Annotated in this window: 24 protein-coding genes and 1 tRNA gene; 17 read left to right on the top strand and 8 right to left on the bottom strand. The window is 65.3% G+C overall.

The window, feature by feature from the left end; genetic code table 11:
- Positions 1–2 precede the first annotated feature (2 nt).
- Positions 3–1,403, top strand: a complete 1,401-nt coding sequence (locus tag J0H39_17000; GenBank protein MBN9498452.1) for an amidase — start codon at positions 3–5, stop codon at positions 1,401–1,403.
- Between the two features lie 53 nt (positions 1,404–1,456).
- Here J0H39_17000 and J0H39_16995 read toward each other — a convergent pair.
- Together J0H39_16995 and J0H39_16990 are read right to left on the bottom strand one after the other, a co-directional pair.
- Positions 1,457–1,533: transfer RNA gene (locus tag J0H39_16995), tRNA-Pro, on the bottom strand.
- Positions 1,534–1,641: 108 nt separating this feature from the next.
- Positions 1,642–2,154, bottom strand: a complete 513-nt coding sequence (locus tag J0H39_16990; protein ID MBN9498451.1) for an L-2-amino-thiazoline-4-carboxylic acid hydrolase — start codon at positions 2,152–2,154, stop codon at positions 1,642–1,644.
- Positions 2,155–2,346: 192 nt separating this feature from the next.
- Here J0H39_16990 and flgF point away from each other — a divergent pair, with 192 nt between their 5' ends.
- The 5 genes from flgF to J0H39_16965 all read left to right on the top strand — a co-directional run bounded on the left by flgF (position 2,347) and on the right by J0H39_16965 (position 6,360).
- Positions 2,347–3,093, top strand: coding sequence for a flagellar basal-body rod protein FlgF (gene flgF, locus J0H39_16985; GenBank protein MBN9498450.1), 747 nt, complete (start codon positions 2,347–2,349; stop codon positions 3,091–3,093).
- Between the two features lie 23 nt (positions 3,094–3,116).
- Complete coding sequence (gene flgG, locus J0H39_16980; protein ID MBN9498449.1) at positions 3,117–3,902, top strand: flagellar basal-body rod protein FlgG; 786 nt, start codon at positions 3,117–3,119, stop codon at positions 3,900–3,902.
- A 25-nt stretch (positions 3,903–3,927) separates the two neighbouring features.
- Positions 3,928–4,896: a flagellar basal body P-ring formation protein FlgA gene (gene flgA / locus J0H39_16975; GenBank protein ID MBN9498448.1), complete on the top strand. Its 969-nt coding sequence runs from the start codon at positions 3,928–3,930 to the stop codon at positions 4,894–4,896.
- 33 nt (positions 4,897–4,929) lie between these two features.
- Entirely contained in the window at positions 4,930–5,712 is a 783-nt protein-coding gene (locus J0H39_16970) for a flagellar basal body L-ring protein FlgH (GenBank protein ID MBN9498447.1), read from the top strand.
- A gap of 174 nt (positions 5,713–5,886) precedes the next feature.
- Positions 5,887–6,360, top strand: coding sequence for an Lrp/AsnC family transcriptional regulator (locus J0H39_16965; protein ID MBN9498446.1), 474 nt, complete (start codon positions 5,887–5,889; stop codon positions 6,358–6,360).
- 83 nt (positions 6,361–6,443) lie between these two features.
- On the opposite strand, the gene dksA is transcribed toward J0H39_16965, so the two are convergent.
- Both dksA and J0H39_16955 read right to left on the bottom strand, forming a co-directional pair.
- The gene (gene dksA, locus J0H39_16960; GenBank protein ID MBN9498445.1) at positions 6,444–6,863 is read right to left on the bottom strand and encodes an RNA polymerase-binding protein DksA; all 420 of its coding nucleotides are present in this window, start codon (positions 6,861–6,863) and stop codon (positions 6,444–6,446) included.
- 203 nt (positions 6,864–7,066) lie between these two features.
- Complete coding sequence (locus J0H39_16955) at positions 7,067–7,507, bottom strand: flagellar assembly protein FliX (protein MBN9498444.1); 441 nt, start codon at positions 7,505–7,507, stop codon at positions 7,067–7,069.
- A 238-nt stretch (positions 7,508–7,745) separates the two neighbouring features.
- Between J0H39_16955 and J0H39_16950 the strand changes: the two genes are divergently transcribed.
- The 4 genes from J0H39_16950 to J0H39_16935 are packed head-to-tail and all read left to right on the top strand — an operon-like array spanning position 7,746 to position 9,936.
- A complete protein-coding gene (locus J0H39_16950; GenBank protein ID MBN9498443.1) occupies positions 7,746–8,891 on the top strand; it encodes a flagellar basal body P-ring protein FlgI in 1,146 nt (381 codons plus the stop codon).
- A 1-nt stretch (position 8,892) separates the two neighbouring features.
- Positions 8,893–9,252: a rod-binding protein gene (locus J0H39_16945; protein ID MBN9498442.1), complete on the top strand. Its 360-nt coding sequence runs from the start codon at positions 8,893–8,895 to the stop codon at positions 9,250–9,252.
- Positions 9,236–9,700, top strand: a complete 465-nt coding sequence (locus tag J0H39_16940) for a hypothetical protein (GenBank protein MBN9498441.1) — start codon at positions 9,236–9,238, stop codon at positions 9,698–9,700. The genes J0H39_16945 and J0H39_16940 overlap by 17 nt, the downstream gene beginning before the upstream one ends.
- A complete protein-coding gene (locus tag J0H39_16935; protein ID MBN9498440.1) occupies positions 9,694–9,936 on the top strand; it encodes a hypothetical protein in 243 nt (80 codons plus the stop codon). Before J0H39_16940 ends, J0H39_16935 begins: the two co-directional genes overlap by 7 nt.
- On the opposite strand, the gene J0H39_16930 is transcribed toward J0H39_16935, so the two are convergent.
- Positions 9,933–10,631, bottom strand: coding sequence for a methionyl-tRNA formyltransferase (locus J0H39_16930; GenBank protein MBN9498439.1), 699 nt, complete (start codon positions 10,629–10,631; stop codon positions 9,933–9,935). The genes J0H39_16935 and J0H39_16930 overlap by 4 nt on opposite strands.
- A gap of 98 nt (positions 10,632–10,729) precedes the next feature.
- On the opposite strand from J0H39_16930, the gene J0H39_16925 reads away from it, so the two are divergent.
- Genes J0H39_16925 through J0H39_16900 form a run of 6 tightly spaced genes read left to right on the top strand, consistent with a single transcriptional unit; the run spans position 10,730 to position 14,729 of the window.
- A complete protein-coding gene (locus tag J0H39_16925) occupies positions 10,730–11,440 on the top strand; it encodes a class I SAM-dependent methyltransferase (GenBank protein MBN9498438.1) in 711 nt (236 codons plus the stop codon).
- 6 nt (positions 11,441–11,446) lie between these two features.
- Complete coding sequence (gene rfbC / locus J0H39_16920; GenBank protein ID MBN9498437.1) at positions 11,447–12,010, top strand: dTDP-4-dehydrorhamnose 3,5-epimerase; 564 nt, start codon at positions 11,447–11,449, stop codon at positions 12,008–12,010.
- Positions 12,004–12,906 (top strand): SDR family oxidoreductase, encoded by a 903-nt coding sequence (locus J0H39_16915; protein MBN9498436.1) that lies wholly within the window; start codon positions 12,004–12,006, stop codon positions 12,904–12,906. Before rfbC ends, J0H39_16915 begins: the two co-directional genes overlap by 7 nt.
- Entirely contained in the window at positions 12,903–13,763 is an 861-nt protein-coding gene (locus J0H39_16910) for a hypothetical protein (protein ID MBN9498435.1), read from the top strand. Before J0H39_16915 ends, J0H39_16910 begins: the two co-directional genes overlap by 4 nt.
- Before the next feature lies 1 nt (position 13,764).
- The gene (locus J0H39_16905; protein MBN9498434.1) at positions 13,765–14,235 is read left to right on the top strand and encodes a hypothetical protein; all 471 of its coding nucleotides are present in this window, start codon (positions 13,765–13,767) and stop codon (positions 14,233–14,235) included.
- Positions 14,232–14,729: an acyltransferase gene (locus J0H39_16900; protein ID MBN9498433.1), complete on the top strand. Its 498-nt coding sequence runs from the start codon at positions 14,232–14,234 to the stop codon at positions 14,727–14,729. The genes J0H39_16905 and J0H39_16900 overlap by 4 nt, the downstream gene beginning before the upstream one ends.
- On the opposite strand, the gene J0H39_16895 is transcribed toward J0H39_16900, so the two are convergent.
- The 3 genes from J0H39_16895 to J0H39_16885 are packed head-to-tail and all read right to left on the bottom strand — an operon-like array spanning position 14,713 to position 20,488.
- Positions 14,713–16,842, bottom strand: coding sequence for a tetratricopeptide repeat protein (locus J0H39_16895; GenBank protein ID MBN9498432.1), 2,130 nt, complete (start codon positions 16,840–16,842; stop codon positions 14,713–14,715). The two genes, J0H39_16900 and J0H39_16895, sit on opposite strands and share 17 nt — an antisense overlap.
- A complete protein-coding gene (locus tag J0H39_16890; protein MBN9498431.1) occupies positions 16,809–18,464 on the bottom strand; it encodes a tetratricopeptide repeat protein in 1,656 nt (551 codons plus the stop codon). Before J0H39_16890 ends, J0H39_16895 begins: the two co-directional genes overlap by 34 nt.
- On the bottom strand, positions 18,461–20,488 hold the full coding sequence (locus J0H39_16885; protein MBN9498430.1) for a tetratricopeptide repeat protein: 2,028 nt from the start codon (positions 20,486–20,488) through the stop codon (positions 18,461–18,463). The genes J0H39_16890 and J0H39_16885 overlap by 4 nt, the downstream gene beginning before the upstream one ends.
- Positions 20,489–20,741: 253 nt before the next feature.
- Between J0H39_16885 and J0H39_16880 the strand changes: the two genes are divergently transcribed.
- Positions 20,742–20,914: flagellin (locus tag J0H39_16880; protein ID MBN9498429.1), on the top strand; the 173-nt coding region annotated here is incomplete at its 3' end.

The raw sequence follows: 20,914 nt of genomic DNA, 5'->3' as shown, positions 1-20,914 counted from the left end.
AATTGAACGCCGAAGACATCTGCTACGCGCCCGCGCGAATCCTGTCGTCCGAAATCGCGGCTGGCCGTCTTACGCCCGTCGAGATCGTCGACGCGACCATCGCACGTGCCGAACGATTGCAGCCCGCGCTGAATTTCGTCGCCGTCGATCGCTATGAAAAGGCGCGCCAGGAGGCGCGCGCGGCGACCGAGGCGCTCGCGCACGGCAAAGCCACCGGGCCGCTGCATGGCATTCCGATCACAATAAAGGACAATCTGGCCACGGCTGGCGACCCGCTCACTAACGGGTCGCATGCCTTCGCCGATGTCGTCGCACAAGCCGATGTAACGCTGGCGGCGCGGTTGCGCGCGGCGGGCGCCATCGTCGTCGCCAAGACGACGCTGCCTGAGCTCGCGCACAAAATGCTGACCGACAGCCCGAAATACGGCATCACGCGCAATCCCTGGTCGCTTGCCCATACGCCGGGCGGTTCCAGCGGCGGTGCGAGTGCCGCCGTGGCTGCGGGTGTTGGAGCACTTGCCGTCGGCACGGAAGGCGGCGGATCGATCCGCTGCCCCGCCGCTTGCGCCGGCATTCTGGGATTGAAGGCGACGCTGGGCCGCATCCCGGCCGAATTCTTCGCCGAATCGTTCGCGAACTTCGTTTTCGCCGGCCCGATGTGCCGCGATGTCGAAGATCTTTCCGTCATGCTCTCGATCATGTCGGGCGAAGACCGGCGGGATCCGCACTCGCTGGGGGTCGCTCCGTTTGCACCCGCCTCCGCTACTGGCACACCACTCGGCATGAAAATCGGCTGGCTGCCGCGTTTCGGCGCCTATCCGATCGATCCCGAGGTGGCGCAAGCGTGCGAGGTAACGATCAAGGCGCTGCAACGCGACGGCGGTGCCGAAGCCGACGACGTCGAAACGAAACTGTTCGACGATGTGTTCGAGTATTACGTCGTCATCGCGACGGCGAGCCGCGCCACTCTCACCCCGCCGCTCCTCGCGCGCCATGGCGACCGGATGACCGATACGATCAAAGATATGGTCCGCCAGGGCGCAGGCTATTCGGCCGTCGATTGGCAGAAGGCGAGCGACCGCCGCACCGTGCTGTTCCGCGGCGTCCAGGAATTGCTGACCCGCTACGACGTGCTCGCGATGCCGACCTTGCTATCGCCTGCCAAGCCGGTTGACGCGGGCGGCGCCATGAACACGCCGATGTACGCGGAATGGTGCGCGCCGCTCTATCCGTTCAATCTCACGGGGCATCCGGCCCTTTCCATTCCGTGCGGCTGGAACGCCGAAGGCCTGCCGATCGGCCTGCAACTCGTCGGGCGCTGGTACGACGAAGCGCGATTGCTTTCCATCGCCCGTTGGATCGAAACAGCACAGCCCTGGGCGCAACGCCGCCCGCCTGTTTAAACGCCGAAGCCCGCCGCTGGTTTCCCAGGGCGGGCTTCTTCGTCTCTAACGAATGGTCGGAGCGGCGGGATTCGAACCCACGACCCCCAGTCCCCCAGACTGATGCGCTACCGGGCTGCGCTACGCTCCGAACGGGTTCGCGGCGCGACCTCTATCTACGTCGTGACGTATATATAGGTGGCCCTGGGGCGGGCCGGCCTCGAACGGGCGCGGACTATGCCCCACCCCGTTCCGGGATTCAACGCTTCCCTGCCGGGGCCGCCGATCCCAGGAAAAGCGTGCAGCACCCGGTACTTCCGGGCGTCCAGGTCGTCGCTTCGAAGTCGACACCGCTGGCCCCGAAGCAGCCCGTGTCGAACCGGCCGGAGATTCGGCACAGCCGCGCGATCTCGGCATCCGAGGCGCCATCCTCGCGCCACGCCTCCTGCAACGGGCAGCGATGGACCTTCACGGTGACGCCGGTTTCGCCGTTCGCGCCCGCCCGGTCGTCGCGCGTATGCGGATAAAGCGTGCCCTCGGCCGGGCTCACGGCCAAAAACCGATCGGCTACGTCTTTGGCCGTGGGCGATTCGAGCCCGCCGAATAGCGCCGTGCCCGCCGCGATCCCGCGCTTTTCGATCGCCCGGCCGAGCACGGCTTCGGCCCGTTCGGCGCCGATTTCGGCCGTCAGCTCGTCCAGGATCGCCCGATAAAGCCGGGCGCGCGCCTTGAACGCGTCGTCGAGCTCGCGTTTGAGTTTTCCGGCATCCATCGCCCACCCCCTCCCGTTTTGGCCCGTTCGCGGCAGGAACAGCCCGGCAAGAATTGCCGGAGGACAGATTTCCACGCCCCCGCCACCGGATCAAGCCATTGATTTATATCGCAATACGCCCTGGCACGCGGGTTGCGATACCTGATCTGCCCGATCGACGGGCGACCTTGAGACCAACGGGACCGAACGACGATGGAAAACCCCACATACCTCGCGCTGTCGAACCAGCTCGCGCTGCGCCGTCAGATGGAGACCGTGGCGAACAACATCGCCAACGCCAACACGACCGGCTATCGCGCCGAGCGTTTGCTGTTCGCCTCGTACCTCACCCCCAAGGCCGGCAACCCCGGCGTGGGCGGCGACGGCGCCAACAAGGTCGCGTTCGTCGAAGGCATCGGCACCTATCGCGACGTGCGCGGCGGCCAGATGATCAAGACCGACGCGCCGCTCGACGTCGCCATCCACGGCAACGCCTATTTCGTCGTCGACACGCCGGTCGGCCAGCGCTTCACGCGCGACGGCAATTTCCGCCTCGACGGCCAGGGCCGCATCGTCAACGCCGAGGGCTTCCCCGTCCTCGACCAGAACAACCAGCCGATGACCGTGCCGCCGGAAGCGACGGGCCTCGAAATCACCCGCCAAGGCGAAGTCTACGCCGGCAACCAGAATATCGGCCGCATCCGCCTCGTCCAGTTCCAGGACGAACAGGCGCTGACGCGCTTGGGCGGCGGTCTTTACGCTTCCAACAACGATCCCATCCCCGCCGATCCGCGCGCGGAAGTGCATCAGGGCATCCTCGAAGGCTCCAACGTGGTCTCGGTCACGGAGCTGACGACGATGCTCGACATCACCCGCCGTTACGAATCGGCTCAACGCGTCATCGACAGCGAACACGAGCGCGCGCGCAAGGCGATCGAACGCCTCGCCCGCGTCGCTTAACCGGATATCGAAGGAGAAACCCCATGCGCTCCCTCAACACCGCCGCCACCGGCATGCTGGCCCAGCAGCTGAACGTCGAAGTCATCTCGAACAACATCGCGAACTTGAACACGACGGGCTTCAAGCGTCAGCGCGCGGAATTCCAGGACCTGCTGTATCAGGGCCAGCGCCGTGCGGGCACGGCCGCGTCGGACACGGGCGGCACGGTGCCGGCCGGCATTCAGATCGGTCTCGGCGTGAAGCCCACGGCCGTCTACCGCATCCACGAGCAAGGCTCGCTGCTGAAGACCGACAACCCGCTCGATCTCGCGATCCAGGGCAAGGGCTTCTTCGTGGTGACGCTGCCCACCGGCGAAACCGCCTATACCCGCGCTGGTTCGTTGCAGCTCAACAACCAGGGCCAGGTCGTCACCGCCGACGGCTTCCCGGTGCAGGGCCCCGGCAACGTGCCGAACAACGCGGTCGAAGTTTCGGTCAACCAATCGGGCCAGCTCTTCGTGCGCGTCCCCGGCCAGACGGCGTTGCAGCAGATCGGCCAGTTCCAGATGGCGACCTTCGTCAACGAAGCGGGCCTCCAGCCGATCGGCAACACCTCGTTCCTGCCGACCGACGCGTCGGGCCAGGCGACGGTGGGCACGGCCGGTACGGCCGGCGTGGGCACGCTGCAGCAAGGCTTCGTCGAATCCTCGAACGTGAACTCGGTGAACGAGATCACGACGCTGATCACCGCACAGCGCGCCTACGAAATGAACTCGAAGGTCATCCAGGCCTCCGACCAGATGCTCAACGTCGTCAACCAGATGCGCTGAACCATCGGGTCGCCGGAGAACCGCCATGAAAACCTTCGTCCTCTTCATCACCTTCCTCGCCGCGTCGATCGTCGCCGCCGCCGCCCCCGCCCCGGCGCAATCGCTGCGCACCGATGTGGTGACGGTCGAAGCCGACATCGTGCGCCTCTCCGACTTGTTCGACGGCATCACGTCCGACCGCGCGGTGCTGCGTAGCCCCGCCCCGGGCCGGCGCATTTCGGTCGAAGTCACGCAGCTCGTCGATATCGCCCGCGCCAACGGTGTCGCTTGGCGCCCGCAGACGCGCTTCGACCGCGTGGTGCTGGAACGTGCGGGCCGTACGCTCGACCAGAACGACATCCTGCCGCCGCTGCGCGAAGCGCTGAAGGCCGAAGGCATGCGCGACGGCGACGAGATCGATCTCGGCAGCCGCGCGATCGCGATCCACCTGCCGCTCGAAGCGCCCGCGCATGTCGACGTGCAGCAAGTCCGCATCGACCGCAACACCAACCGCTTCACCGCGTCGATCATCGCCGGTGCGGGTCATGCCGGCGCCCAGCGCTTGCAGATCCAGGGCCGCCTGTTCGCCACCGCCCGCCTGCCGATCCTGCGCCGCGCGGTCAACACCGGCGAAACGATCCGCGCCAACGACATCGAATTCGCCCAAGTGCGCGAAGACGCGAACAAGCGCGATCTGATCGCCGACCCGAAGCGCCTGGTGGGCCAGACCGCCCGCGTGCGCTTGCGCGACGGCGAGCCGGTGCGCGAAGGCGACGTCCGCGCGCCCACGCTGGTCACCCGCAACGCGACCGTCACGATCGTGTTGCAGACCGGCAGCCTGCAACTCAGCGCCCAAGGCCGTGCCACCGAAGACGGTGCCCGCGGCGACACGATCCGCATCGTCAACACGCAGTCGAACCGCACGATCGAAGCGACCGTCATCGCCCCCGACACGGTGCTCGTCCAGCTCGGCCGCCCGCTCGCCTATCTCGATCCGAACAAATCCGCCCAATAAAAACGAACCCATAAAGCCGAATTCACGGAGATCATGATGAACCGCTCCCTTCGCATCGCTCTCGTCGCCGCCTCGGCGCTCAGCCTTGGCGCTTGCGGCAATACGCTGAGCCGCCTTTCGGAAATGGGCCGCGAGCCTTCGCTCTCCCCGATCGCCAATCCGGCGGACGCGCAACCCAAAGTCACGATGCCGATGCCCCGCCCCGAACCCGAACGCGCCGGCGCTTCGCTGTGGCGCACGGGGGCCCGGGCCTTCTTCAAGGACCAGCGCGCCAACCAGATCGGCGACGTCGTCACCGTCGTGATCAGCGTGACGGACAATGCCAGCTTGACGAATTCCTCGACGCGCGGCCGTACGTCGAACGACGGCGCCAATATCTCCGGCCTGTTCGGCTACGACCCCAGCTCGCTCGTCGGCCGCCTGCCGGGCGGCCAAGCCGCGATCGGCACGCCGGGCCAGCAGGGTTCGGCGGGTACGGGCAACCTGCTCGGCGTCGACGGCACGACGAACTCGACCGGGACGGGCACGATCGCCCGCAACGAGTCGGTGTCGATGCGCGTCGCCGCGGTGGTCACGCAGGTTCTGCCCAACGGCAATCTCGTGCTCTACGGAACCCAGGAAGTCCGCGTGAACTACGAAGCGCGCCAGCTGCAAGTGACCGGCGTCGCGCGCCCTTCGGATATCCTGTCGGACAACACCATCCGCCACGATCGTCTGGCCGAAGCGCGAGTCGCTTACGGCGGTCGCGGCACGCTGAGCGACCTCCAGCAGCCGCGCTGGGGCTATCAGATGATCGATATCATCTCGCCCTTCTAAAAATACCCCATACGAAGAGGTTAATCAGACCCCGCCCTCTGGGCGGGGTCTTGGTTTTTGGACAATGACTTAAGTGGTAAACGTAGCATTAGGCTTGCTGATGTAAGGCATATTTAAGGCAGCTAACCCAAAGAAATCTTTGACATTCGCAATTTGCTTCGCGAAATTTGCGTTATGGACAGGATCGATTACGCCCTCATGGAAGCACTCCAGGCCGACGCCCGGGCTTCCCTCGCCGAACTCGGCAAGACCATTGGTCTGTCGATCTCCGCCACCAACGAGCGCATCAAGAAGCTCGTCACCTCCGGCACGCTGCGCGGCTGGACCGTGCGGCTCGACGCCAGAAAGCTGGGATACCCCGTCCTGGCTTTCGTCAGCGTGTCGATCGACCGCCCGGAGAACGAGCCGCAATTCCTGGACGCGATCCGCGCGATCGCCGAGGTCCAGGAATGCCACCACGTCACCGGCGAGTGGAACTACATGCTGAAACTGCGCGCCCGCGATCCCGAGGATCTCGAGGATCTGATCGCGCGCCGGATCAAGACGATTCAAGGCGTGCTGCGCAGCCACGCGATGATCGCGCTGTCGACCGCCAAGGACCGCGAATACATTCCTTGCGTGCAACAGACCGCCGCCGCCGCCGAATAATTCCGGCCGCAACTCCCGCAACAAAAAAGCCCGGATGGAACCATCCGGGCTTTTTCATTTGGGCTTGGAACGAAGCGCTTGGATCAATCCTCGCGCTGCGTACGCTCCATGCGCTCGTGGCGTTCCTGCGCTTCGATCGACAACGTCGCGATCGGGCGGGCATCCAGGCGCTTGATGCCGATCGGCTCGCCCGTATCCTCGCAATAGCCGTAGACGCCGTCGTCGATCCGGCGCAATGCGGAATCGATCTTGGCGATCAGCTTGCGTTCGCGGTCGCGCGTGCGAAGCTCCGTGAAGCGATCCGTTTCGGTCGAGGCGCGATCGGTGACGTCGGCCTCGGGCACCGTTTCCTCCTGGAGGTGGTGCAGCGTCTCGCTCGACTCCTTCAGCAGTTCGGCGCGCCACGTCAGCAGCTTTTGCCGGAAATATTCCCGCATCTGCGGGTTCATGAATTCCTCTTTTTCCGTCGGCTTATAATCCGGCGGCAACAGCGGATACGTCATCGCTTCCCCGTTTTTCACTGTGATCCGTCTTTCGCTTTCGATCGGCTCGACGTCCGAGTTTCGCGTTCCGTTGGCCCGGCTTGTATCGGAATACCGGCGACCAAAGCAAGCACGCTCGCTTGTCCGCCGGCCCCGCCCGGGCGGGGCAGGACATAGCGCGACAAGCACCGTTTGCCAGCAAAAAAATGTCTAAGGGAGGTCCGTTACCGGACGATGTCGATTTGGCTGAGCTTGGCCAGTTCGACCTCGGCCCGCAGCTCGATTTCGCCCACGAGTTCCAGCAACTTGGGGTCGGCGCCGGTTTCGCGCCGGGCGCGGGCCATTTGGGCCAATTCCACCAGCCGGGCGCGCGAGACGGTGCCCGTGACGATACCGGTGCGCAGTTCCTCGAGCCGTTCGAGCATTTCCTCGGCCCGCTGGCGGGCCTTGCCGTTGGCGCGTTCGGAGGTCGAATCCCCGACTTCCTGGGCGCCCAGCACCGCGCCCACGAGCTGCGTCGGCGCCGTCCCGGACGGACCATCGACGCCTTTGCCGCTGTCGCCTTCAAGGAATTTCGAAAAATCGGATCCCTTGGCGCCGCCGCCGCGCTTGACGCCGCCGGCCCCGCCGATATTCCGCGATCCGCTTGTTTCGCCGATCTTCATGGCAAAAACGCTCCGTCCCAACCGTTATGGCCGGGAACCCTTGCGATCAAGATGGGCTTGGTTCGGGTTTCGCGCAATCGGCAAATTCTGCCGGGGACAGGGGAGAAATGGCCGGGTCAAGGCCAATCCCGAAAATGAAAAATCGTTGTTTTTCATTGGGTTGAATGGCGCGTGCGACTGGCATGCGCCTCGCAACACCTGTCCCGGACCAACCCCGTCCGTGGGAAGAAATAACGCCATGACGAGCCGAATGAAGAACCTGATCGGTGCCTGCTTCGCCGCCCTCCTCGCGGCGACCGGCGCCCTTATCCCCGCCGATGCGGCCGCCCAAGGCCGCGTGCGGATCAAGGACATCGCCGACTTCGAAGGCGTGCGCCAGAACATCCTGGTCGGTTACGGCCTGGTGGTCGGGCTCAACGGAACGGGCGACACGATCAACAACTCGCCGTTCACCCAGCAATCCTTGATCGGCATGTTGGAACGCCTGGGCGTCAACACCCGCGACATCGCCAACACGCTGCGCACCAAGAACGTCGCCGCCGTGATGGTGACCGCCACCCTGCCCGCCTTCGCACGCCAGGGCGGCCGGGTCGACGTCAATGTGGGCGCGCTGGGCGACGCCACGTCCTTGCAAGGCGGCACGCTGCTCGTCACCCCGCTTATGGGTGCGGACGGCGAAGTCTACGCGGTGGCCCAAGGCCCGATGGCGATCGGCGGCTTCTCCGCCGGCGGCCAGGGCGCGTCGGTCACGCGCGGCACGCCGACCGGCGGTCGCGTTTCCAACGGCGCCATCGTCGAACGCGAACTCGGCTTCGAGTTGGCGTCGATGCAGGCCGTGAACCTCACTTTGCGCAACCCCGATTTCACCACGGCGCGGCGCGTCGCCCAGGCGATCAACGCCTTCGCCGGCGGCCCGGTCGCGCGCCCGCGCGATCCCGGCACGATCATCATGGTGCCCCCGCCCGGCCGCCAGAACGATCTGGTCGGTTTCCTGACCGACATCGAGCAGCTGCAGGTCCAGCCCGACCAGCAGGCGCGCGTCGTGATCGACGAAAAATCGGGCACGATCGTGATGGGCGAGAATGTGCGCATCTCCACCGTCGCGATCGCCCAAGGCAACCTGACGATCCGCATCACCGAGACGCCGCAGGTCAGCCAGCCCAACCCGTTCTCCTCGACCGGCACGACGACCACGGTGCCGCGCACCGACATCCAGGTCGACGACGGCACGGGCCGCCGCCTCGCGGTTCTGCCGGGTTCGGTCACGTTGCAGGAACTGGTCAACGGTCTGAACGCGCTGGGCATCACGCCGCGCGACATGATCACCATCCTGCAAGCGATCAAAGCGGCCGGCGCGCTGCAAGCCGAAATCGCGGTGATGTGACATGAGCTCGGGTTTCGCCATGGACATCTCCCAAGCCCGCGAATTCGCGCTCGATGGCGTGGTCTCGAAGAAGGCGATGGCGCTCAAAGGCAACGGCAGCGCCGCCGTCACCCGCGAATCCGCGAACAAGACCGCGACCGATTTCGAGAGCATGTTCCTCGAACAGATGTTCAATCACATGTTCTCGACCATCCCCGTCAACTCGACATTCGGCGGCGGCCAGGCCGAGGAAACGATGCGCTCGTTCCTCACCGGCGCCTACGCCAAGCAGATGGTCAAGGCCGGCGGCATCGGGCTCGCCCCGCATATCGCCAGCGAAATCCTCAAGATCCAGGAGAAGGCCGATGGAATCGCCCGCTAAGCCCCAGCTCGCCAATCCGGCCGAAACGCTGATCGCGATCGCCGCGCGCCTGGTCGCGTGCCTGGAGCGGGAAACCGCCCTGCTCGTCGACATGAAGATGCAGGAGATCGCCGAGATCTCGGGCGAGAAGGCCGAACTCACCCGCAATTTCGTGCTGTGCGTGCGCCAGGCGAAGGAACGCGCGGCCGACTACAAGGCGCTGGCGCCCGCCGTGCTCGCCGAAGTGCGCGAAGCGATGGACAAGGTCGAGGAAACCGCGCGCCGGAACGAACGCGCGATCCATTCGGCCCGCAAGGTCAACGAACAGGTGATGAAAACGATCGCCGAAGCGATGAACGAGAAGCGCGTCAACGCGGCCGGCTACACCAAGACCGGTACGCGCCCGCAGCCGCTGGCCAAGAAGGCCGCCTACACCTATCAGCCGATGGTGCTGGACGAAAAGTGCTGAGCCCCGCCCCGCTCCCCCTCGCCGCTTTGGTATTGAAGGCGCTGGCTTTGCCGAAAACGGCGATGCCGTCGCCGATGCCGAACGACGCGGCGACGAACACGAATGTCGGGCCCTTCGTCGCGGCGCTGGCCGCGGCCAGTGCCGTACGCGGCCAAGCCAATTATGCGCGCAGCCTGCCCGCGCGCGAACCCGCCGACCGGCGCAAACGCGAGCGCGAACGCGATCGCCGACGCTAACGCCCCATTTCGCGTTTGAGATCCGCTTCCGTCCACGGATTGTCGATTTTGAATCGATGGCCGTGGATCGTCATGTGCAGGTCCTGGAACGGCCCTTCGCCGAAAGCGCGATAGCGGCGTTTGTATTCCTCCGCGCTCATGCCCGGCTCGATCCGGCAGAACGCATCGAATTCGCTGCGCAGGCGCGTCGCCCCCGTCCACGCCTCGCCGCTTTCGGGAAGCAACGCATCCACATTCATCAGTGCATGGGCGAGATCGCCGAAGATGCGCACCAACGCCTCGAAAGCGAGCGTGGCGAGATGCATCCGACCGCAATCCGGCGGCACGTCGAACCATTCGGTCGCGACGATCGGCCCCGCATCGACTTGACGCAACATCCGGTGCGCCGTCGCGCCGAAACGCGATGCCCGCTCCCACACCGCGAAACTTTCGGGATAGACGCCCGGATAGCTTGGCGGGCCGGGATGGAAATTATAGCCGCCATGCTCGCACGCGGCGAGATAACGCCCCGGCACGATCACATTGGTGGTAAAGGCGATCAAACGCCGCCCGGCCACGGGCACGGCGAAGGCTTCGTCCAGAGCCGCGCGCGTCGCGACATGGCGGACATTCACCGCCGGCGCGAAGCCGCGTAGATGCGCCGCCAAATGCGGCGCCTCGCGATCCCCGGTCAGCAGAACGATTTCCTTGGGCATGTTCGGAGCGCCAGCTTAGCCCATTGCCCGGCCGTTCGTCTTGCGTCGTGCCGGAGCCTGCACCACCATGGCGCCACCAGCGCCGAATCGGAGACCGCATGGCCGACGAAATCCAATTCAACGCCGACGGCTTGGCGACGATCCATAACAGCGAATTCCTGCGCGATCCGCGTTTCGTGCGCGCCTATCGCTTCGGCATGCGCACGACCGCGACGCGGATGCTGGACATCCATATCGAGTGGCGCGCCTGGATCGCGATCTGGGCGGCCGAGCAGGCCTTGCGCGTGCCCGGCGATTTCGTCGAATGCGGCGTCAATACCGGCATCCTGGCGGGCACGATCGCCGACTGGACCGGCTTCGGCAAATTGACCGACCGCACGATGTGGCTGGCCGATACCTATGACGGTTTGCCCGAAGATCAGATCAACGACGCCGAACGCGCCATCGGCCTGCAAGGCTACAACGCCGAGTATCGCGGCGGCGGCGCCTACGACATCGTCGTCGATAAATTCGCGAAGTTTCCGAACGTGCGCATCGTGCGGGGCGCGGTGCCCGACACGCTGGCGCAGATCCACACCACGCGCGTCGCCTATCTGTCGCTCGACATGAATATCGCCTTCCCCGAAATCGCGGCGGCGCGCCATTTCTGGCCGATGCTGTCGCCGGGCGGCGTCATCCTGCTCGACGACTATAATTGGACGCCGCATATCAACCAGAAACGCGCCTTCGACGCATTGGCGAAGGAATGGAACGTGCCGATCCTGGGCCTGCCCACGGGCCAAGGCGTCATCGTCAAACCGCCGGTCTGATCCACGATGGAAATCCGCCCGCTTAAACTCCAAGGCACGATGGCGATCGAATTGTCGCCGCGCAAAGATGCGCGCGGCTATTTCGGCCGTTTGTTCGATGCGGAGATTTGGGCGGCCCACGGATTGCCCACGGCGTTCGCGCAGGAGAACGAGGCGTTCACGGCCGCCAAACACACGCTGCGGGGCTTGCACTTCCAGCGCCCGCCGTATGCCGAAACCAAGATCGTGCGTTGCGCCGCCGGCGCCGTGCTCGACGTATTCGTCGATCTGCGCATCGGCTCGTCGACTTTCGGCCGCTGGGATTCGATCGTGCTGTCGGCCGCCGAGCCGCGCTGGGTCGTGATCCCCAAGGGTTTCGCGCACGGCTATTGCACCCTCACGCCCGACACGCTGGTGCAATACAAGGTCGACGCCCCCTACGCGCCGCAGGCCGAAGCCGGGATTTCCTGGGCCGATCCCGATCTCGGCATCGATTGGCCGACGCGCGAACCGATCCTGTCGGATCGCGACCGCGCCGCGCCGCGCTTGCGCGACATCGTCTCGCCCTTCGCCGACGAAATCGAATGGTAGCCAAGCGCGTCGCCCTTATCGGCGCCACCGGCATCGCGGGCCAAGGTATCGCCGCCGCCCTCGCCGCGGCGGGCCATCAGGTGATCGCCTGGGGCCGGCGCGAGAAACTCGGCCGTCATATCGATCTCGCCCAACAAGGGGCCGGCATGGGCATCGATTGGCGCGGCATCGACGCATTGATCCATGCCGCCGGCATCACGGACGAGACCGCGCGCGACCCCGAATTGGGCCCGCGCATCGCCATCGAATCCTGGCGCACGGTGCTGGACGCCGCCAAGCGCGCCGGGCTGGCGCGCGCGATCTATATTTCATCGGCGCATGTCTATGGGCCGCTGGAAGGGCGAATCGAAGAAGACGCCTTCCCCAAACCCGCCAACGATTACGCGCGGCTGCATCTGGCCGCCGAACAAGTGCTGCGCAGTTCCGGGATTTCGGGCGATACGATCCGCGCCTGCAATCTCTATGGCCGCCCCGCCGATCTGAAGCGCTTCGAACGCTGGGCGTTGATCCCCTACGGTTTTCCGCGCGAAGCGGTCGAGACCGGCAAGATCGTGCTGAAATCGTCCGGCGTTCAGCAGCGGAATTTCCTGGCGGCGCGCCGTTTGGGCGAGATCGCCGCCGCCACGCTGGCCCTGCCGCCGGAACCCTGGCGTGTGCGCAACGCCGTGGGCCGCGATACCATGAATGTGCGCGAATTCGCCGCCCGAGTCGCCGGGATCACCCGGATCGTGCTGGGACGCGAGATCGCGATCGAAGCACCGCCGCCGACCCAAGCGCCACCCGCCTTGGCGCTGGAAACAAGCTGGGGCGAGACCGGCGCGGCACACGACGATCTCGACGGGTTTTTGTCCGGCATGCTCCAAACGCTCGCGGCCGAACGGGATGGAAGAAGATGAAATTCGACGAGACCGCCGCCACCGATCACGCCATCGCCAAGGCCTATGTGTCGTTCCTCGTGGAACGGCGCTTGGACGACGACGATGCGGCGCGCGCGGAATTCTGCCGCACGGCGCAAGTGGCGCCCAAGCTCCTCTACAACAATCCGCATGTGAACCAGATCGCGTCGATCTTCGCCAAGCGCACGAATATGGAGCGCGTGGCGAACATGACCGTGCGCGAATATCTGCGCTATCACTATTACTACGTCCACCAGGCCTACAAATACGGCATCCCCGAGATGCAGCAGACGTGGCTGGGCCATCAGATCATCAAGTCGCCCGAGGATTGCTGGGTCTATCAGGAACTGCTCTACGCCACGAAGCCCGACATCGTGCTCGAACTCGGGTTGATGTTCGGCGGCGCCTCCGTGTTCCTCGCCAATATCCTGAGGCTGATGGGCCATGGCGAAGTGCTGGGCATCGACATCACCTTCAAGAATTTGAAGCACGATCCGCGCGAAGCCGGGAACATCACGTATCTCGAAGGCGATAGCGGCTCGGCGCGCATCCTCGACGAAGTCGCGCGGCGCTGCGAAGGCAAGAAGGTCTTCGTCATCGCCGACAGTGATCACGAGAAGGAGCACGTGCTGAAGGAAATCCGGCTCTACTCCAAATTCGTCAATGTCGGCTCTTACTACGTCGTCGAGGATTCGCTGAACGATCTGATGGGCTACCATCCCGTGCCCAACGAAGGGCCGCTCGCCGCCGCCAAGCAATTCCTGACCGAGACCGACGCGTTCGTGCCCGATCTGCGACTGCCGGAGAAATATCTGATGACGCTGTCGCCGCACGGCTTCCTGAAGCGGGTGAAGTGACATGATCATCGCCATCGCCGCCGCCCCGACGATCGACCGCCAAGAAGTCACGACGAAACTCGCCGGCGGCAAAGCGCGCATCGTCGCCGATCCCGGCCGCGCGCTCGTCCAGTCGCGCGGCTTCCAGACGATGTACGAAGTGCCGCGCGATCTGCAGACCGAGCTGCGCATGCAATTGTTCGATCTGCACGCGGCCGAACTCGACAAAGGCGGCGATGTGGTCTTCGACCATTGCGTCGCCGAATGGGTCGCCGATTGGATGCGCTGGCATTGGGCTTCGTTGTCCACACGCGCCTGGGACGCGGCCTTCGCGAAGGCCGCAGCGCTCGCCAAGCGCTACGACAAGGTCGAATTGCTGAGCGACGGCCCCAAGCGCGGCTATGACGGGTATTTCTGGCTGGACGAGCCCAACGCGCGCCAGATCGCCGAGTTGCTGCCCTTCGTGTTGCAGAAGCTCGGCGCCAAGACATGAGCGACGCGCTGTCGATCGATCCGACGGCGTATGTGTCGCCCGACGCGCGTATTCACCCGTCGACGCGCGGCACCAAGATCCGCATCGGCGCGCACAGCCAGATCTACGATTTCGTCGTGATCCGCGCCGTCGGCGGTTCGGGCGACGTGTCGATCGGCGAACATTGCTACATCAATCCGCATTGCACGCTTTATTCCGGCAACGGAATCAAACTCGGCAATTACGTGCTGCTGGCCCCGCATGTTTGCGTCGTGCCGTCGAACCACGCCTATGCGCGGCGCGACGTCGAAATCCGCCATCAGGGCTTCGCGCCGTCGAAAGGCGGCGTGGAGATCGGCGACGACGTGTGGATCGGCGCCAACACCACGATCCTCGACGGCGCCAAGATCGGCAAGGGCGCCATCGTCGCCGCCGGATCGGTCGTGTCGGGCGAGATTCCGCCCTATCAAATCTGGGGCGGCGTGCCGGCCGCCTATATCAAGGACCGTCCGTAAGCGCCTCGATCGCGCGCGCGATCCGCTTGCCGTCCATCAACGACGAGGCCGCGAAACGCGCCCGCATCTGTTCGCGCGGCGGCGGCGCGTTCGCCAAATGCCGCGCGGTTTCGATGAAAGACGCTTCGTCTTTCGCGATCCAATCGCCGAAGCCCGCATGATGCAGGATCGAGGCCCCCACGCGCGAAGCATGCGTGCGCCCCGGCAAGGTCACGACCGGCACCCCCATCCACAACGCCTCGAACGTCGTGATCGTCCCGTTATAGGGCAAAGGATCGAGCGCCACGTCGATCTTGCGATAAAGATCGAGATGCGCGCCGAGCCAGCCGTGAAGTTCGACGCGTTCGGCGACGTCGCCGAATTTCGTCACGATCGCGTTACGTGTGGCCGCTTCCTCGAAGCTGCGCGCCTTGAGGATCAGCTTCGCGTCGGGCATCGCGCGCAACAGCTTCGACCACAGCGCGATGGTCGCCGGCGACAGCTTGGCGAGATTGTTGAACGAGCCGAAGACCGGCCCCGTTCCAATGCGCGACGGCTCAGGCGCATTCGGTGGCGGCGCATAGGCCAAGAACCCGCCCTCGATAAAGGCCGGCGCCTCCGTCATCGCCGGTGCCGGATCGCTGACGCGATCGACCAGCCGGAAATCGATTTGCGCCAACCCGGTCGTGGCGGGATAGCCGAGCCACGTCGCTTGCCTCGGTGCCGGTTTGCGCGCGAACACGCCCAAGCGATGGCCGCCGGTGTGACCGGACAGATCGATCAATAGGTCGATGCGCGCGCTACGGATCAGATCGGCCGCCGCGTCGTCGTCGAGGCCCGCGATATCGTGCCAATGATCGAAATGCGCTTTGAGTTCGGCCGTGACGGCATCTTCCGCCGCGACGTTCGAGAACGCATGAATCTCGACATTGTCGTGATCGTGATTCGGCAGCACGGCGCGCAACACATGCGCGCAGGAATGGGCGCAGAAATCGGCCGAGACATAGCCGATGCGCGGCCGCGCGTTGCGAATGGCGGGCGCCACGACGGGCGCAAAGCGCTTGGCCCAGTCGCGATGCGCTTCGAGCAGCGCATCCGGCGTTGTCGCATCCGCATAGCTCAACGCGTAAAGCGCGCTCGACGACACCGGCAGTTTCGCCAGCAGCGCGCAAGCGCGATCCGCTTCCCCGCGATAGAGCAACGCATTGGCGTGGTTCGTCGCCGCGTCGGGATCGCCGGGCCGCAACGCGGCGGCTTGCGCGAACGCCTCGGCGGCGGCGGCGTAGAAGCCCCTGCCCGCCTGCGCGTTGCCCAACGCCATCCAGTATTCGAAGCTGGGTGCGGCATCCGCCAGCACCTTCAACGCCTCGTCGTAGCAATGTGCGCGGTTCAGCGCCGTCGCTTTCGCGGGCGCGATCTTTGGATCGTCGCCCGCCTTACCGAAGGCCGCGAGTGCATCGTCGGTGCGGCCGAGCATGCCGAGTGCCACGGCGAAATTGAACCACGCATTCGGATCGTCGCCAAAGCCGAGTGCCGCTTTCCCGGCATCATGCGCCATCTGCGCACGGCCGAGATGCAGCGCCGCGCCCGCCAAGCCGATCAACGCGCGCTTGTCGCCGGGCAGTCGCGCGTAATCGTCGAAGGCTTCGCGCCAGCGCCCCAAGGCGGCCAGCGCGTTGGCGCGGTTGAGCTTGGCGCCGCTGTGCTGAGGATCGAGCGCCAATACACGCGCATACGCCGCCACGGCCGCATCGCCGTCGAGCGTGTTGGCGTGATTGAACGCGAGGCCGACATCGTTGGGCGCCAATGCCAAGGCGCGCTCGAATTCGGCGCGCGCATCGCCGATCCGGCCGAGGCCTTTCAGGCACAACGCCAAAGCGCCGCGATAGGCGGCGTTGCCGGGCACGCGCGCAACGGCGCGCTCGAGAGAACCAAGCGCTTCGCCGTCGCGCCCCAATTCGGACAATACGAAGCCATGAAGATACGCGGCGTCCGCATTGCCCAGTTCGGCCGACGCGGCTTGTTCGAACAGCGCCAAGGCCGCGTGTTTGTCGCCGCGCCCATGCGCGGCGATGCCCGCTTGCAAGGTCTCGGCGACGCTCACGCGCCCGCCTTGGCGCAATAGCGCCGCCACAGGGCGCGATAGATCCGCTCGAAATCCCGCGCCTGTTTGCGCGGATCGCACAGCGCCGATTTGCGCACCGCTTCGCGCAAAGCCGCGCGGTCCTGGTGCTTGGCCTTCACCGCTTGCTCGATCGCCAGCGCCACGAAATGTTCGTCGCTCGCCGCGATCAGATCGGTGCGGCCCACGCGGGTGAGCATCCCCGCCGTCCAGCGCGACAACACGGTGCGCCCCGGCGGGGTCACGACCGGCACGCCCATCCACAAAGCTTCGAAGGTCGTGGTCGAACCCGTGAAGGGTGTCGCGTCCAGCGCCACGTCGACGCGTTCGTAGAACCGCAGATGGCCGTCCGTCTCCACCCCGCCGAGTTCGAACACGATCCGATCGGGCGCGATCCCGTGCGCCGCGAAGCGGTTGAGCAGGCCGAGGCGCGTCGCCTCTTCGCGATAGGCGCTATAGAATTTCAGCCGCAGCGTCGATCCGGGCACGGCGGCCAGAACGCGCGACCAGAGCATGATCGCGCGGCCCGATATCTTGATCGGGTTGTTGGCCGAGCCGAAAGCGATCGCGGCACCCGCCGCACTGGGCGGTACTGCGACCGGCGGTGCGGCTTCCAACGGCGCATGAACGTAAACACGGCGCGAGCGCACCACGCGCTCGGTAAACGCGTCGCCACGCATGGCCGCCATCGTCGGCTCGGCGAGGAACGCGTCGAACACGTCGCTGCCGCTGGTCGCGACGTCGAAGGCGTTGATCTGCACGGGGGCCGCGCGCATCACCGGAATGTCGAGGCGGTTGTCATCGAAATGCTGCGCCATCGTGACCAGCACGTCGATGCCGTCGGCGCGGATCATCGCGGCGGCTTGCGCCCCGTCGAGACCGACGGTCGAGCGCCAGCCATCGGCCAGCGCCCGGAACTCGTCTGTCACGCTGTCTTCCGTCGCCGCTTCGGAATAGACATGGATCTCGAAATTCGCGCGGTCGCGAAATTCGAACAAGGCGCGGAAGCTGCGCGCCGCCGAATGCGCGCGGAAATCCGCGCTGGAATAGCCGATGCGCAGCTTGCGGCCGGGATCGCGCAGATTGGCGAACACGACAGGCGTTTCGGGCTTGGGCAACTCGGCGACGAACTCGGCGTTGCGGCTGCGGATTTCCTGCGGGTGAACCGCGTCGTCGTATAGGAACGCGTTGAGATAGGCGCGCCACATCTTGCGCCGCACCGGGCCTTGCGACAAATCGATCGCGCGACGGAACGATTCGCGCGCCTCGCGATGGCGCATCTGCCACATCAACGCGGAACCGAGCTGGTAATGCGCGTGGGCGAGGCTCGGGTCGTCGGCGATTAAGGCGCGCCACAAACGTTCGGCCGCGACATGGCGCATATCGTCGGCGAAGGCGTGCGCGAGATTGATCGCGATGGCGCGGTCGGCCGGGCGTTGCGTCAACGCCGCCGTGAACAACTCGATCGCGCGCGCGTAGTCGCGCTTCCAGTATTTGGCCACACCCAAATCGACGAGCGACGGCAGATGCAGCGGATCGAGCGCCAATGCCGCCTCGTATCTCAAGATCGCGCTGTCGCGATCCTGCTGGGCAAGCAGCGCCGTTCCCTCCGCATGAAGCGCATCGGCGGTCATCGCGCGGCGGCGGCCTCGCGTTCGATGAAAGCGGCCAAGGCTGCGACCGGCGCCTTGTCGCGCCACAGTCGCGGCAAAGCCGCCTGCGTCGCCGTGCGATAGGCGGCGAGTGCCGCTTCGTCTTGGCCGAAGCGCACCGCGCGCGCGACGTAATCGTCGGGCGAGGTTGCGATCCCGTCGTCGAGGCCGAGTTGCTTCAAGATCGCGTAGCTGTGGCGCGACCGCATCGTCTCGCCCGGCCAGGTCAACAGCGGCACGCCTTGCGCCAAGGCTTCCAGCGCCGTGTTGCCGCCCGACCAGCGCAGCGAGTCCAAATACAAATCGCAGGACGCGTTGAGGCTCGCGTAACGCTGGCGGTCGAGCCAGGGCAGGAACACGAGGTGGCGCGCAGGATCGACGCCGTGCGCCTTGAACGCCTTGCGCAGGCGATCGGCGAAACGCGCCGCAAGAGCGGGCGACGTGGGATGGCCGACGAACACGAATTGCGAATGGGGCACGCGCGTGGCGATGCGCGCGAGCAGCACATCGTCCTGCGGCAGATATTTGAAGATCGACTGGCAGCAGAGATACTTCGTCGCCGTGTTGCGCAAGCCGAACGCGGCGGGATCAGGGGTCGCGCGCGTTTCGGGCGGCGCGTAGTCGATCGACAAACCCGGCAGGCGTTCGACGCGCTCGGTGTAGCGCGTACCCTCGCCCGGCGGCTCCATCAAATCGCTGGTCAGGAACCAATCGATTGCCGGGAAGCCGGTCGTTTCCGGATGGCCCCAGGTGAAGGCTTGCACGGGGGCGAAGCGCAAACACGCCAAGCGATGGCAGATTGGATCCATGCCGAGCTCGGGATAGATCAGCACATGCGGACGATCGGTTTCGAGTGCCGCCGCGATCGTCTCGAACCCGCCTTCGACGAAACGCTCGAAACACGCGCGCGCGTTGGGCGTTTCGGAATCGGCTGCGGGCGAGGTCCAATAGCCCATCAAGCGGAAGCGCTTGCGGTCGAGCCCTTCCATCCAACCGCGGAACAATTTCCAGACCGAATGATTGCGGAAATAGGCGGTTGCGAAAGCCACGCGCAAACGCCCATCCGGTTCGCGCGGCGGCATCGCCACGGGCTTCGCCCATTGCGGATAGGCATGCGCCATCGCTTCGGCGGCGAAGCGCCCATAGCGGCGCTGCAAATCCGCATCGTCGCGGCCCTGATAGGGCAAATAGAACGGATGATGCTGGCCGATCGCGGCGGCGAGGGCCGGATCCTTCGTGTCGCTCGTCGCGATCAGCCGATCGAGTGCGGCCGCGTAATTGTCGCGCGCGACGTCGATCTGCTCGGCGCTGTCGTAAAGGATCGGCAGTTCGGCGAAGCAAGCGCCCAACCTTGCACCGGCATTCGCCGGATCGAGTTCGACCGCGCGCGCATAAGCATTGCGCGCGGCTTCGCGTTCGCCCGTATCGGCAAGGGCCGAACCCAGATTGGCGTGCGCCGAAGCCAGCGACGGATCGATCTCGATCGCGCGTTTGAACGCGGCGATCGCGGCATCGGGATTGCCGCTTTCCTGCGCGGCCGCACCGAGGTTGTTCCAAAGTGCCGCGTCGTCCGGCAGCAGCTTCAACGCCGCACGATAGAATTCCTGCGCCTTGGCAAGATCGCGCGCGCGATGGAATGCGAGCCCGGCCAATGCGAACGCGCCCGCATCCGTTGGATCGAGTTGCGACGCGCGGATGAATTCGCGCGACGCCGCATTCCAGTCGCCGAGCTTGCCGTGCGCTTCGCCGAGATTGAGATGCAGCTTGGCGGAGTCGGGCGAGTCGCCGGCGATTTGGAGCGCCGTCGCGAAGGCGTCGCGTGCCCCCTCCCAGTCCGACAAAGCGAAACAGGCCGCACCGAGGTTTTGAAACAACATCGGCACGCGGATTCCGGCCGCAACGAGTTTACGGTATCCAGAAACCGCTTCTGCGAAATCGCCTTGCGCGTGACTGCGCGAGGCGGCCGCCAGAATCGCCGAAATCCCTTCCATTACTTGAGCATACATCAGATCCGCCGTGCCGTATCGGGACCAATTCCCGTCTCCGCATTGGAATGCGGCAAAGTTTATTGGCGGATTGAATAGAGAATGCCCGGCGTATTCGTCAAAATTTTTCTTCTAATTTTAGAGAATTTCGCTTGGCAGATCGAAAAACGTTGCGTATTGTCATCCTTGCGAGCGGGCATTCCATCCCGGAAGCGCTCGCTGGCTATCTCGGCAGAATGCCGGGAGAGACCCTAGAAAGGAAGGAACACGTATCATGTCGAATTCGATTAACACCAACGTCGGCGCCCTCGTCGCCCTCGCTTCGTTGCGCACCACGCAGTCGGCCCTGTCCGTCGCCTCCAAGCAGGTGCAGACCGGCTATCGCGTCGCCGATGCGCAAGACGACGCGTCGACCTTCTCGGTCGCGCAGGGCATTCGCGGCAACCT

The sequence above is a fragment of the Alphaproteobacteria bacterium genome, from assembly GCA_017308135.1.
Taxonomy (GTDB): Bacteria; Pseudomonadota; Alphaproteobacteria; order CACIAM-22H2; family CACIAM-22H2; genus Tagaea.
This window is presented reverse-complemented; position numbering and strand designations above follow the sequence as displayed.